Origin of the sequence: Apilactobacillus nanyangensis (assembly GCF_016861915.1) — a bacterium.
GTDB classification, from domain to species: domain Bacteria; phylum Bacillota; class Bacilli; order Lactobacillales; family Lactobacillaceae; genus Apilactobacillus; species Apilactobacillus nanyangensis.
In genome coordinates this window covers 60,581-75,161 of record NZ_BOLX01000004.1, presented here as the reverse complement: position 1 = coordinate 75,161, position 14,581 = coordinate 60,581, and the positions used below count along the sequence as shown (strand labels likewise).

General features: G+C 34.7%; 9 protein-coding genes. All 9 read left to right on the top strand.

All coding sequences use genetic code 11. The features are described from left to right. The first annotated feature begins 79 nt into the window (after positions 1-79). The 9 genes from lepA (at position 80) to dtd (ending at position 14,579) form a co-directional block, all read left to right on the top strand. Positions 80-1,918: a translation elongation factor 4 gene (gene lepA, locus JUD45_RS01865; RefSeq protein ID WP_054605632.1), complete on the top strand. Its 1,839-nt coding sequence runs from the start codon at positions 80-82 to the stop codon at positions 1,916-1,918. Positions 1,919-2,095: 177 nt separating this feature from the next. Further along, on the top strand, positions 2,096-3,346 hold the full coding sequence (locus JUD45_RS01860; RefSeq protein ID WP_138727114.1) for a solute carrier family 23 protein: 1,251 nt from the start codon (positions 2,096-2,098) through the stop codon (positions 3,344-3,346). Between the two features lie 152 nt (positions 3,347-3,498). Next, the gene (locus JUD45_RS01855) at positions 3,499-8,538 is read left to right on the top strand and encodes a bifunctional glycosyltransferase/CDP-glycerol:glycerophosphate glycerophosphotransferase (RefSeq protein ID WP_203619541.1); all 5,040 of its coding nucleotides are present in this window, start codon (positions 3,499-3,501) and stop codon (positions 8,536-8,538) included. 360 nt (positions 8,539-8,898) lie between these two features. Next, entirely contained in the window at positions 8,899-9,639 is a 741-nt protein-coding gene (locus JUD45_RS01850; RefSeq protein ID WP_053791825.1) for a DUF6198 family protein, read from the top strand. Positions 9,640-9,816: 177 nt separating this feature from the next. Further along, the gene (locus JUD45_RS01845; RefSeq protein ID WP_034531650.1) at positions 9,817-10,146 is read left to right on the top strand and encodes a hypothetical protein; all 330 of its coding nucleotides are present in this window, start codon (positions 9,817-9,819) and stop codon (positions 10,144-10,146) included. 75 nt (positions 10,147-10,221) lie between these two features. Further along, the gene (prmA, locus tag JUD45_RS01840; RefSeq protein ID WP_203619540.1) at positions 10,222-11,106 is read left to right on the top strand and encodes a 50S ribosomal protein L11 methyltransferase; all 885 of its coding nucleotides are present in this window, start codon (positions 10,222-10,224) and stop codon (positions 11,104-11,106) included. Further along, positions 11,107-11,850, top strand: a complete 744-nt coding sequence (locus tag JUD45_RS01835) for an RsmE family RNA methyltransferase (protein WP_203619539.1) — start codon at positions 11,107-11,109, stop codon at positions 11,848-11,850. A gap of 43 nt (positions 11,851-11,893) precedes the next feature. Continuing rightward, positions 11,894-14,122, top strand: coding sequence for a RelA/SpoT family protein (locus JUD45_RS01830; protein ID WP_138727118.1), 2,229 nt, complete (start codon positions 11,894-11,896; stop codon positions 14,120-14,122). 10 nt (positions 14,123-14,132) lie between these two features. After that, positions 14,133-14,579 carry a D-aminoacyl-tRNA deacylase gene (gene dtd, locus JUD45_RS01825; protein WP_187155344.1) on the top strand — a complete coding sequence of 149 codons (447 nt, stop codon included), beginning with the start codon at positions 14,133-14,135 and terminating at the stop codon, positions 14,577-14,579. Positions 14,580-14,581: the final 2 nt, after the last annotated feature.

Genomic DNA, 14,581 nt, shown 5'->3' with positions numbered 1-14,581 from the left:
ATAGCATGATTTAGTTTGTGCATTGTCTTTTTGGTTGTTATAATTGTATTAATACATTACGTTGAAAGTAGGAATAAACATGGACATAGCAAAAATGAAGGAACATCAAAAATACATTCGTAACTTTTCGATTGTTGCTCATATTGATCATGGTAAATCTACTTTAGCCGATCGAATCTTAGAAATGACAGATACTGTCGCAAAAAGAGATATGCAAAACCAATTATTGGATGACATGGAACTAGAAAGAGAACGTGGAATCACAATTAAGTTGAATGCAGTGGAGCTAAAGTACCATTCTAAGGATGGTCATGACTATGAATTTCATCTTATCGATACACCGGGACATGTCGATTTCTCATATGAAGTATCAAGAAGTTTGGCAGCCTGTGAAGGTGCCGTTTTAGTTGTCGATGCCGCTCAAGGTGTTGAAGCACAAACTTTAGCCAATGTTTACTTGGCAATCGATGATGATTTGGAAATTGTTCCTGTAATTAATAAGATTGATTTACCTTCTGCACAACCAGACATGGTTAAAAAAGAGGTTGAAGATATTATTGGTATCGATGCCGAAAACGCCGTTTTAGCTAGTGCTAAAAAGGGAATCGGAATTGAAGATTTATTGGAAAGAATCGTAGAAGAAGTACCTGCTCCTCAAGGTGATTTGGATGCACCACTAAAGGCACTTGTCTTTGACTCTGTTTACGATGATTATCGTGGAGTTGTTTTGAGTGTTCGTTTACGCGATGGTGTTGTCAAACCAGGAGATAAGATTCGCTTAATGAACAGTGGTAGTGAATACGAAGTTACCGAAGTTGGTGTTAACTCACCACATCCTGTTCAAAGAGAATACCTAATGGCAGGTGACGTTGGATACATCACCGCAAGTATTAAGGATATCAACCAAACTCGTGTTGGGGATACTGTTACTAATGCTGATAACCCAGCCGATGAACCATTACCAGGTTATCGTGAGATGGAACCAATGGTTTATTCTGGTTTATACCCAACCGACAACGCTAAGTTTGGTGATCTAAGAGAATCACTTGAAAAGCTTAAGCTAAACGATGCTGCCTTGGAATTCGAACCAGAATCATCTCAAGCACTTGGATTTGGTTTTAGATGTGGATTCTTAGGAATGCTACACATGGATGTTGTGCAAGAACGTTTAGAAAGAGAATTCAATCTAGATCTAATTACCACTGCACCATCCGTTACTTATCATGTCTTTACTACCGATGGTCAAAGAAAAGACGTGGAAAACCCATCTGAAATGCCTGATGCTTCTGAAATCAAAGCAGTTGAAGAACCATACGTAAAAGCAACTGTAATGGTGCCTAATGATTATGTTGGTGCCGTGATGGAACTTTGCCAATCACGTCGTGGTCAATTCGAAACAATGGAATATATCGATGATTACCGTGTTAACATCATGTACTCAATTCCATTGTCTGAAATCATCTTCGACTTCTTCGATAAGTTGAAGTCAACCACCAGAGGATATGCGTCACTTGATTACGAATTAGGGGACTACAAGCCTTCTGATTTGGTTAAGATTGATATCCTATTGAACGGTGAAAAGGTCGATGCATTGAGCTTCATCTCTCACCGTCAATTCTCAGCTAGTCGTGCTCGAGTAATTGTTGAAAAACTTAAGAAGATTATTCCACGTCAAAACTTCGAAATTCCTGTCCAAGCCGCAATTGGTGCTAAGGTAATTGCTAGAACTAATATCAAGGCATACCGTAAGGATGTTACTGCTCACCTATACGGTGGTGACAGAACCAGAAGAATGAAGCTTCTTGAAAAGCAAAAAGCTGGTAAGAAACGTATGAAGGCCGTTGGTAAGGTGGAAATTCCACAAGCCGCATTCATGGCTGTTCTACAAACTGATGAAGAAGAAAGCGATAAAAAGTAATTGACTTCATAAGAAATTATCAGTATGATATATTAAAAATATAGAGTCTTTAATTTAGTCCCGTGAGGCTGATAAGATTTGCGAATTTAATAAAAATTTGTGAAGGTCTATTCGTCTATGGATGAATGGACCTTTTTTGCTAGATTAAAGCTCTGAAATCATTTAGGGGGATTGGTTATGAATAAAAATTCAGACACCATTTTAGATGTTAACGATAAACCAGGATTCTGGCTTTGGGTCGGTTTATCACTACAACACATGTTTTCAATGTTTGGGAGTACAGTAATCGTACCGCTATTGGTTGGATTGAGCCCAAGCATCGCTTTGTTTACTTCAGGAGTGGGGACTTTAATTCACATTCTAGTAACACAAAAGAAGATTCCAGCATACATGGGATCTAGTTTCGCTTTCATCGTACCTATGAAGTACTTGATGCAAGTAACTGGTTATCCTGGAATTGCTCAAGGAGTAATTGCGGTTGGTGTAATTTACTTAATTGTAGCGCTTATTATTGCCATGATTGGTTCTGAATGGATTGATAAATTGCTTCCAGCAGTCGTAGTTGGTCCAGTTGTAATCGTAATCGGATTATCACTAGCATCTAGTGCTGCCAATGATGCTATGTTAAACAACGGAAATTACGACTACAAGTACGTGTTCGTAGCATTGGTAACATTATTATTAGCAATTTTCTTTAATATGTACCTAAAGGGATTTTTAGGCTTTATGCCAATTCTACTAGCCATTGTTTGTGGATATGTTTTATCAATTGCGATGGGATTAGTTAACCTAGGTACAATTGCAAATGCACCATGGTTTGCAATGCCAAAATTTGAAATTCCATTCGTTTCATACAATGTGAAATTTGAATGGGGTGCAATCATAGCAATTGCTCCAATTGCATTCGTTACAATTACAGAACACTTAGGTCACTTGATGGTATTAGACGAATTAACTGGCAGAAATTACTTTAAGGATCCTGGTTTAAACAGAACATTAACAGGTGATGGTTTAGCTTCAATGTTTGCCGGATTAGTGGGTGGACCAGCCGTAACTAGTTATGGTGAAAATATTGGAGTTATGGCAATTACTAAGATTCACAGTGTCTATGTATTGATTGGTGCCGCTATATTTGCCATTTTGTTCTCATTTGTGAACAAGTTAAACGTGTTAATTATGCAAATGCCTTTACCAGTAATTGGTGGAATTAGTTTCCTATTATTTGGAACAATTGCATCAAGTGGGATTAAAATTATGATTGAAAACAAAATTGACTTAGCTAATAAACGTAACTTAATGATTGTTTCAACCATCTTGGTCATTGGAGTTGGTGGATTTATGATTAAGATTGGAACATTGCCATTAAACGGCCTAGCTGTGTCTGTTATATTAGGAATTTTGTTGAATATTATCTTGCCTAAAAATTAGTAAAGATTAATAAATACCAATTAAAAACGTTGGTTTTAGTGATATAATGCAAATAGGTAAATTAGAGAGAGTTTGCCGCATTATTAGACTGACATACCATGTTTTTAATTGGTATTTTTTATTTGAAAATATTATGAGAGAGGCACTTAAATATGAATGAACCTTATCTATCCGTGATAGTGGCCTGCTATAACGTACAAGATTACATTGAAAAATGTCTGTCATCCATTGCTAATACTAATTTCCCTATGGAAAGCCTTGAAGTGTTGATGATTGATGATGGTTCAACTGATAATACAAGCAAAATAATTGATGAATTTGCAAATAAATATGATAGCTTTAGAGCTCTACATAAGGAAAATGATGGAGTAAGTAACACCAGAAATTATGGAATGAAGCATGCTAGAGGAAAATACATTGCGTTTGTTGATGGTGACGATATTGTTCCAGCTAATGCCTATCCATCAATGGCGTTTAAAGCACGCCAAAATGATTCAGATTTAGTAGTGGGTTTCGTTAAACGTTTTGATAAAAATCGTTACGAAAATTCCTACTTACATTCTTTTGCTGTAAAAGATGATTATGATAATACACATATTACAACCAATCATGATTTAATGTATGACACAACAAGTTGGAACAAGCTATACAAGCGTTCTTTCTTGCTGGATAATAGCATTAAATTTATTGAAGGAATTATCTACGAAGATATTCCATTTACAATGGAAGTCCATTTAAAGTCACGCAAAACTTCTGTTATTGAAGATAACGTTTACGAATGGAGATGGCGTGAAAGCTCAGATTCTATCACGCAAACCAGAAGTGCTTTATCTAACTTTGAAAGTAGATTAAGCGCACTTAGAAGAACATTACAGATTATAAAGGACAATGGATTTAATGAAGATGATTCATTTGTTCAAGATTTTAAATATAAGGCATTATTTCTAGATTTGTTTATATTTACTGAAAGTCTAGGGGATAATAGCAGTGACTACATTTACCAAGCTCAAGAAATGGTTTACAAGTTTTTAAGAGATTGGAATTTATGGGATTCAGAAATTTTTAATCATTTGCCAGTTAAACAACAAATTCTATATTCAGCAATTAGATGTAACGATGTTGATATGATTAATGACATTTCATATCGTAAACAAATTGGAGAATTTAGACATTCAATCGGTGGTTCAAACTACAGATTAGTTTCGCCAGAGTTGGATGATAAAAATGGATTAGTTGCTAATGCTAATTTAAATGATAATAACAGTCGATTTATTCAAAAGATTAAAGACGTTGAAGTTACTAATGTTGATAACGGTGATCTTAACATTCAAGGAGCTTTTAAGATTAATAAACTTCACCTTGTAAAACAAACATTTGGTAGTGGTAACAAGAATGAATTGATACAAGCAAGTTTAATTAATGTTAAGAATAAAAAGACAACTAAAGTTCAAATTAAGAGAATCGAAAGTCCTTTTATTAGAAGAACATTGAAGCCAAATGCAAAGTTTAACAATGCTGATTATGAGATTAAATTCAATATGAAAAAAGCCATTGATACTTTAGGTGTAGGAACTTGGAAGGTTCAAGTTAAAGACACCGTTGATAATCACATTATGGTAAAAGATTTTATAAGTGAACCAATTGAAAAGTTGACACAAAAATCAATCTTACCTTTTGAATACAACGGAGTAAAAATAATCACTAGGTTTAATAGTGTTGATTCACTTGTATTCGAAGTTATTGATTTAAACTCTGATAATGATAGAAGACCAGTCGTTAGTTACCCAACTGTAAGTGATGATAAGCAGATATTAACTTTTGATGTTAATAATATGGATGTATCTGGTTATAATGCTGTATTGATGTCTGGTAACGGTGAAAAGATTCATTCAATTGATCAAAGTAAAAATAGCTTTTCGTTCAATATACAAGATTTAAATACTAAAGCACGTAACCATGAACTGAAACTAATCATATTAGATAATTTCACTCTTGCTGAAATGAACTATTCGTTCTCTTCTAACAAAATTAATCAACAGATTAATTTGAAGAATGGCGATGCATTATCAATGTTTTATGGTGATACTAATAATATGCAATTAGTGCTTGAAGAGGCACCTTTCGTAGCTCAAAAAGTTACAGTAGATGCAAATAACATCCTTCATGTTTCATCTAAATTGAATAAATCAATAGATGTTAATGGTGTTTTGATGTCTCAAACACACGTTGAATTGATTAGTGACGATAAAGCAACTAGAAAAGTATTAAATCCAAAAGACAACCATTTCAAGATCAATGGTGATGTGTTTACTTTTGATTTTAATCTTACCTCCGATGATAAGGATCAATTAGATCTACTGGAAGGAGATTACCAATTTAAGGTTTATCTTCAAGTAGATGGTAAAGCTCACACTTATCGTATTAAGTACTCAAAGAAATGTAGGATTAAGACTACCGAATTACCATTTAACGGAAAATCAAAAATTTTCTATTCGGTAAAAAAAGATAAGGGGATGAATCTTATCTTTAAGGTAGTTCAACCATTCTTTGGCGTTATTGATTCTAAAAAGGGATTACGTTCAATTTCATACTCAGTTTTATATCCATTGATGAGATTATTACCACTTAGAAATGTAATGGTTTTTGATGCTTACTGGTCAAGTAAGTTTGATAGTAACGAAAAATTGATGTATGAATATGTTGAACAAAATCATCCTGAAATTAAACCGGTATGGATTTTTAATAATATTGAAACCAAAATTACTGGTGATGGTGAAAAGGTTAGAGTAAATACTTTCAAGTATTGGTACTACTTGGCTGTTGCTAGGTATATTATTCAAAACACTAATATGCCTAATCGTTATGCCAAACGTAAGGGACAAATTGAAGTAGAAACTCTACATGGAACCTTCTTAAAGCACATGGGATTTGATGAACCTCACTTTAGGTTTGCGCCAAACAAAGTACAAAATCGTTTTGCAAAAAGAAATCGTCGTTGGGATTACCTGGTGGTTCCGTCTGATTACATGGAAAAAACCGCTAAACATGCATTTAATTACGGCCAAAAAGTTATCAAGTCAGGATTTCCAAGAAACGATGAATTATATGCTAATAACAACACTGATTACATTAATTCAATTAAGAATAAGCTTGGTATTCCATTAAATAAGCGTGTTATTTTGTATGCACCAACGTATCGAGCTGATGCTGGTTTTGAATTTAAACTAGACTTGGATAAAATGCAGGAAAAATTAGCGGATGGATACGTATTATTGGTTCGTTTACATTACTTTGTAGCTCATTCAAATAGCTTCTATAGTAATCCTGGTTTTGTATATGATGTTAGTGATTACGAAAACATTAATGACCTATACTTAATCAGTGATGCGATGATAACGGACTACTCATCAGTTATGTTTGACTATGCTCATCTAAAACGTCCAATGATATTTTATGCATACGATGCTGATTGGTACTTAGATGAAGAAAATCGTGGTGTGTACTTGGATTACTATAAGCAAATGCCAGGACCAATCGTTAAGACTGAAGATGAGTTAATTGATCGTATAAGACATCTTGATTCTGTGGAGGATAATTACTCTGATCAGATGGAAGTATTCTGCAATGAGTTTGCTCAATATGGTCGAAGCGGGGATGCTACTCAACAAGTAGTAGAGACAGTATTAGCTACCCAACAAGATGAATTGAATCAAGAACCAGCTAAGAGCTTACTATTCCAAAAAATGGGACATTTCTGGGATACTAACTTCTTCCAAGCTAAGTTATTAAATGAATTATCAAAACGACTTTCTAAGAAAGATATTGTTATCTTTGATAGTTTCTTTGGAACACAATACTCTGATAATCCTAAAGCTATCTACGAGTACATGAAGGCTAATTATCCAGAATTTAAACTATATTGGAATGTTAATAAAGATGATCGTGAATTCTTCGAACTTAATCAAATTCCATATGTAAATAGATTTGGATTTAAGGGAATCTTAAAACAAGCTAGAGCTAAGTACTGGGTTACTAATTCACGTAGACCATTTAGATGGCATCCAAGTAAGGATACTGTTGTCTTACAGACTTGGCATGGAACACCATTAAAGACAATCGGTGCTGACGTGATGAAAGTGACAATGCCGGGTGTAGATGTCGCTAAATATCACAAACAAGTGTTTAAAGATAATAGAAGATGGACTAGATTAATTGCACCTAATATGTATTCCGCAGAAATTATGCAACGTTGTTTTAGAATGCAAGCTAGTCAAATTCAACTAGATGGATATCCAAGAAATGATATTTTAGTAAATCATACTGTTGAAGATGTTAACGAAATTAAAGAAGACTTGGGCATTGACGATAGTGTAAAAGTTATTTTATATGCACCAACTTGGCGTGATAATGAATACATTAAAAATGATAGATTCACTGCCAAGCTACATCTTGATTTACAAAAGCTAAGAGATCGTTATGAGGGTAAAGCTGTTGTCTTAGTAAGAACTCATTATTTGATTTCCAATAGTTTGGACTTGAGTGATTATGAAGGATTTGCGCTAGATGTCAGTGATTATCCTGATATTGCAGAATTGTATTTAGTTAGTGACGTATTAATTACTGATTATTCATCAGTAATGTTTGATTATGCAACGTTAAAACGTCCAATGATTTTCTTTACTTATGACTTAGAAGATTATGCGAACGCAATCCGTGGGTTCTACTTTGATTTTATTAAAGAAGCACCAGGTCCAATCGTCAGGACTAATGATGAAGTAATTGAAAGTCTTGATGATATATTCGGAAATGATTGGAAACCAGATGATAAGTATGAATATTTCTACAAGAAGTATTCAGCTTGGATGGATGGAAAATCATCTAAACGTTCTGTTGAAAAGATGCTAAGTGATCACAGTCTTGAAACTTTCTATAGTGATGATTTATTATCACAAGGCTTAAGTGAACAGATGGTGGCTAAAGATTCTGCTACATTATGGGCAAAGGAAAAAGACTTTGCTAACTATCGTGACAATCATTTTGTTAAGTATCTTGATGGTGATAAAGAAGTAAAAGTAATTAAGACAGCACAATTATGTGATAGAGAGTTCAAAGAATTCTTAGGTTCTAAATATGCACTAGTTAGTTTAGATAATCATAATTACTGGATTAATACAGAAGAATTAAGTAAATAAGATTGAGGCATCAACGGTTTGTCGTTGATGCTTCTTTTTTTTATTAAAAAAAGATTGAGCTTTTTTATGAAAGGGGTTTATTTTATTTTTAAAATGGTTTATAATTTATTTTGTTATAAAGTTCACAAACAAAAAACAAGTGATGATTATTACAAAAATCATTTACAAAGACATATCAAACCAATTGATATTCAAGGCAATTAACTTGATTTTGTAATATTTCATGTTATTATTTATTTGTTAATTAAGTTTGTGCTTTATTGCACTAAGTTTTTGATGGCTGATTAGCTTTCAAATGCTAGATAAATTTTTCACAATTAAAAAATAATATTAAAATTACAGGTAAGGGGTATTTCTATCATGCAAATTAGTGCAAGTGCTACTAAGTCAAAAAGAACCATTTCTTGGACAAGCTCTATTGTTTACTTTTTAATCTCACTAGTTATTAACTCATTGGGGAATGTTTTAACACTAGTAACTAGTGCCAAAATTCATCCATCATTTCTAGGATCAGCATACTGGACAGCTGCTGAAAACAACTTAGGATATGCCGTTTTAGGTGATGGTAAATGGGTCTTATTCTGGGCATTCTTTGGACTAGGAATGTTAATTACAGTTCTTAACTCAATTCTAGTTGGAAAATGGAGCTGGAGTAGAGTTATTGGTAACGCAGCTTTCTTAGGACCATTCTCATTATTGATTAACTATTTCAACGGTGTTGTAAGTAATTGGTTACCAGAAGCACACGGAATTGGAATGACATTAGCATACGTATTACTTAACTTCGTTGGTGTTGCATTCATTGCAATCGCAATTTCAATTTACCAAAGAGTTAACATTGCGCTACATCCTGCTGATGACTTAATGCAAATTTTAAGATTTAAATACTGTGATGGAAATGCCTCAAAGGCAATGTGGTTCTCATACATTCCACCAACTATCATGGCAATTATCGCTATTGTAATTACTCACCAATTTAATAACTTTGGATTAGGAACCTTGTTCGCATTCTTCTTCCAAGGAGGAATTACAGGGATTGCTGATAAGCATGTCTTTACCAAACTAAAGCATCAAGCTCTTGATGTTGGAGAAGTAAAATAATAAATCTTAAACGCCTAATTTCTGTGTAAATAACAGACATTGGGCGTTTTTATTTATATCTAATATAGGTAGACAATTTAGCAAAGTTAATATAAAATTTATATAGAATGATTTATGGACAGATTATGCTTTATTAAAAAGCAATTGCAAAATATTAAAAATGGAGGTGTACAAACAATGCTTAATCGAACTAAAAAGTTTTTAAGAGATAATGGATACTACTACAAAAAGACTTACATTAGACCATTGCTTACTCCAGATAACGTTTACGTGTTTAGATTCGGAAAAAAACATTTAGATAACCGTTTAATCATCAGATACGGTCACAAATGGACAGGTAGACAAAAAATTAATGAAATTGATTTAAGACTTCATAAACAAAAACATCCACGAATTTTTAAGGATGAAAATTCATTGATGCTTTATTTGGAATCTCACTTGCAACAACATGAGGAAAAACTTAAGCAGCTAAAGATTCAAGAAAAAGAAAAGACAGAATCGAAATAGTACGCTAAATTAATAGGGGGTGTGTCCTATAAGAGGGATGCACCTTTTTTGTAAAAGTTAACAGGGGTGTTTGAAATGGAATGGACTGAAATATCAGTATTAACAAATGATGAATCTCAAGATGCAGTTATTAATATCTTGATGGAATTTGGATCTCTAGGTGTGGAATTAGACTCAAGAGATGATGGAGTGTTGAGTATTAACTCATATTTCCCAGAAGACTTTGACATTAAATCAAAGGTGCCGGCAATCCAAGAAAGAGTCGATCAATTAAAAGAATTTGGACTAAACCCAGGAATGGGTAAAGTTATTACCAAGGATTTAAATGATGACAAGTGGAACACTGAATGGGAAAAGTACTACCATGCAAAACGAATTACCAAGTTCTTAACAATCTCACCAGTATGGGAAGATTACAAGAAAGAATCAGATGATGAATTGGTGATTAAATTAGATCCTAAAAAGGCCTTTGGAACAGGGGTACATCCAACCACTGTTTTATGTCTTCAAGCAATTGAAAACATCATTAGAGAAGGTCAAAGCATTCTAGATATTGGAACTGGTTCTGGTGTTTTGAGTATAGGTGCCAAACTTTTAGGTGCCGCCTATATTGAAGCCTACGACTATGATGATGATGCTGTTACATCTGCTAAACAAAATATTGCCTTAAATGGCTTTTCTGAAGACATTAAGGTTGGCAAAAACAGTTTGTTAGATGGTATTACTAAAAAGGTTGATATTATTTTTGCTAACATGCTTCCAGAAGCGGTATTACCATTAATTCCACAAGCGGTTAATAATCTAAATCCTGGCGGACAAATTATCATTTCCGGTATTATTAAGGAAAAACTTGATATTACCAACCAAACGCTTAAGGACAACGATTTCGTGATTGATCAAGTATCAATGTTAGGCGATTGGTGCGGAATTACAGCACATTTAAGAAGGGATGATGAATAGATGCAACACTACTTTACAGACCAAATATTGAGTAATGATACTGAATTTGAGGTTAGTGCTGATATCGCTCATCACTTCATGGGTGTTTTACGTTCCACAGAGGGAAATCGTTTTGAAATAGTTGATGGTAACAATCAACTATTTGTTGCTGAATTAACTGATAATGAGAATAATCTAGCTAAAGTAGTGGAAACTTCTGAAAAGAATGTCGAACTACCAGCTGATGCGGTTATCATTAGTGGTTTGCCAAAGAAGGAAAAGGCTGAATTAGTGGTCCAAAAAGCCACCGAATTAGGTGTTAAAAAGATTATCTTTACCCCAACAGATTGGGCCATTGCTAAATGGAACAATAAAGCAGAAAAGAAATTACAACGTTTTAGAAAAATCGCTAGAAGTGCTTCTGAACAATCACACCGAAATGTGATTCCAGAAGTTGAGTACATTAACTCAATCAAGGAATTAGCTAACTACGACTTCGATCACCGTTTAATTGCTTATGAAGAATCAGCCAAGCATGGTGAAAAATCAGATTTAATTAAGACACTAGATCAGACCAAACCGGGTGAAAGTGTCGCAATGTTCTTTGGACCTGAAGGAGGCATATCTCCTAAGGAAGTTGAAACATTACAGTCAATGGGATATTTGACCTGTGGATTAGGCCCTAGAATTTTAAGAACTGAAACAGCACCATTTTACTTTTTATCAGCTTTATCAGTTCATATGGAATTAAACTCATTAAATTAATGATAGAATATAGAAAATAAATGATTGGAAGAAGGTTTTGGAAATGTCTGAACATAAGATTTGGTCTAAAGAAGACTTATTTAAAGAAATTTCCAGTTACATGAATGAACAACATGTAGGAATTGTTAAAAAAGCATACGAATTTGCGTCAATTTGTCATAAAGACCAATTTAGACAATCCGGAGAACCTTATATTGTTCATCCAATTCAAGTAGCTAGTATTCTAGCAACACTAAAAATGGATCCAGAAACCGTTAGTGCGGGTCTATTGCACGATGTTGTTGAAGATACCGGAGCAGAATTATCGGATATCGCTGAATTATTCGGTGACGATATCGAATTAATCGTAGATGGAGTTACCAAGCTTGGTAAGATTAAATACAAATCGAACCAAGAACAATTGGCCGAAAACCACCGTAAGCTATTACTAGCAATGTGTAAGGACATTCGTGTCATGATTGTTAAATTGGCTGACCGTTTGCATAACATGCGCACCCTAAAGCATTTAAAACCTGAAAAGCAACGTCGGATTTCTAATGAAACGTTGGAAATCTACGCACCACTTGCCGATCGTTTGGGGATTGGGACAATTAAGTGGGAACTAGAAGATATCTCACTTAGATACCTTAACCCCCAACAATACTACCGCATTGTTCACTTAATGAACTCTAAGCGAGACGAACGTGTTTCATACATTAACGAAGCCGTTAAAGAGGTTAACCAACAGGTTAAACAAATGGGCCTTAAGAATGTGGAAGTCTACGGTAGACCTAAGCACTTATACTCCGTTTACCACAAGATGGTCATTAAAAAGAAGCAATTCGAACAAATCTATGACCTCTTGGCCGTTAGATGCATTGTTGATTCCATTAAGGACTGTTATGCAGTTTTAGGTGCCATCCATACTAAGTGGTCACCAATGCCTGGTCGTTTTAAGGACTACATTGCAATGCCTAAGGCTAACATGTACCAATCTTTGCATACGACTGTTGTTGGACCTGGTGGACGTCCATTGGAAGTTCAAATCAGAACTAAGGAAATGCATCAAATCGCTGAATACGGGGTTGCTGCTCACTGGGCCTACAAAGAAGGAGCTACAGATGAAGTTAAGGAATCTTCAGACAATAACCGTTTGAACTGGTTTAAACGTATTATTGAACTACAAGAAGATACCGATAGCGCGTCTGACTTTATGGACGGCGTAAAGGGTGACCTATTCGGTGATCACGTATATGCATTCACTCCTCAAGGGGATGTTTTGGAATTACCAAAGGGTGCCGGACCACTTGATATGGCATACCTCATCCATACAGATATCGGTAATCATACCGTTGGATCTCGTGTTAACGGTAAAATCGAACCATTGGATTACCAAATCCAAACCGGTGATATTGTTGAAATCATGACATCATCTAGTTCTGCTGGTCCTAGCCAAGACTGGATTAGTCTGGTATCTACCAGCCGTGCTAAACACAAGATTCGTCAATACTTCAAGACACGTGATCGTGAAAAGAACGTTAATGCCGGAAGAGAAATCTTGACCAAGGCGGTTAAGGATGCCGGTTATGATGTTAATGAAATCATGACCAAGGAACATCTTGAAGATGCAATCAAGGGCACGTATTACAATCAAGTTAATGACATGTTTGCTGAAATTGGTTTTGGTAATAAACAACCAAACGGAATTGTTAACATTCTAACTGCCAGCATTAGAGATGAAGCTGAAAAGAAGAGAATTGAACAACAACAAAAAGATATTTTGGAAAACCACCAAACAATCGAAAAGACAACCGATGAAGTTAACAAGACTAATAAGAATAAGAAACCTTCTGATGGAATCGTAATTGAAGGTGTCGATAATCTATTAGTTCGCCTAAGTCACTGTTGTTCACCTGTTCCTGGTGATGAGGTAGTTGGATACATTACCAAAGGTCGTGGGGTATCCGTTCATCGCAAGGAATGCCCAAATATTAACGACAATGATGAACGTTTGGTAAGTGTTACTTGGAATATCGCTTCAGATAATCATGCTTCATTTAGTGCTAACATCGAGGTGCAAGGATATAACCGTAATAACTTGTTAAATGATGTTATCAAGAAGGTCAGCACAATTTGTAAACAAATTAATTCAATTGAAGGAAAAGTGGATCACGATAAGACAGCCGTCATTTCATTGAAGGTAGGAGTTCGTAACCTAGAACAATTGGATATGATTATTGACCACTTGAAGAATATTCCTGATGTTTATGTAGTAAAAAGACCATTTATGTAAGGAGCTAATTATGCGAGTTGTACTTCAAAGAGTTAGTCATGCGAGCGTATCAATTGATAATGAGCAAGTTGGTAAGATTAATCATGGGTACTTGCTATTAGTTGGTATTAAAGATGGCGACACCAAAGATAATATTGATTACCTAGTTCGAAAGATTAGTAATTTACGCATTTTCGCTGACGAAGATGGTAAGACTAACTTGAGCTTACAATCAATTAACGGTGAAATCTTATCAGTATCTCAATTTACTTTGTATGCTGATACTAAGAAGGGAAATCGCCCTTCATTCACTAAAGCGGGAAAACCTGATTTTGCATCAGATATGTATGACCAGTTTAATCAAGCATTAAGGGATGCTGGTAATCATGTTGAAACTGGACGTTTTGGCGCAGACATGCAAGTTGATTTGCAAAACGACGGTCCGTTTACAATTATTTTTGATACAGAAAACAAATAAAA

Excerpts from the sequence above, each read along its gene's own strand:
- lepA (WP_054605632.1), top strand. The coding sequence starts at position 80 with ATGGACATAGCAAAAATGAAGGAACATCAAAAATACATTCGTAACTTT.
- JUD45_RS01860 (WP_138727114.1), top strand. The coding sequence starts at position 2,096 with ATGAATAAAAATTCAGACACCATTTTAGATGTTAACGATAAACCAGGA.
- JUD45_RS01855 (WP_203619541.1), top strand. The coding sequence starts at position 3,499 with ATGAATGAACCTTATCTATCCGTGATAGTGGCCTGCTATAACGTACAA.
- JUD45_RS01850 (WP_053791825.1), top strand. The coding sequence starts at position 8,899 with ATGCAAATTAGTGCAAGTGCTACTAAGTCAAAAAGAACCATTTCTTGG.
- JUD45_RS01845 (WP_034531650.1), top strand. The coding sequence starts at position 9,817 with ATGCTTAATCGAACTAAAAAGTTTTTAAGAGATAATGGATACTACTAC.
- prmA (WP_203619540.1), top strand. The coding sequence starts at position 10,222 with ATGGAATGGACTGAAATATCAGTATTAACAAATGATGAATCTCAAGAT.
- JUD45_RS01835 (WP_203619539.1), top strand. The coding sequence starts at position 11,107 with ATGCAACACTACTTTACAGACCAAATATTGAGTAATGATACTGAATTT.
- JUD45_RS01830 (WP_138727118.1), top strand. The coding sequence starts at position 11,894 with ATGTCTGAACATAAGATTTGGTCTAAAGAAGACTTATTTAAAGAAATT.
- dtd (WP_187155344.1), top strand. The coding sequence starts at position 14,133 with ATGCGAGTTGTACTTCAAAGAGTTAGTCATGCGAGCGTATCAATTGAT.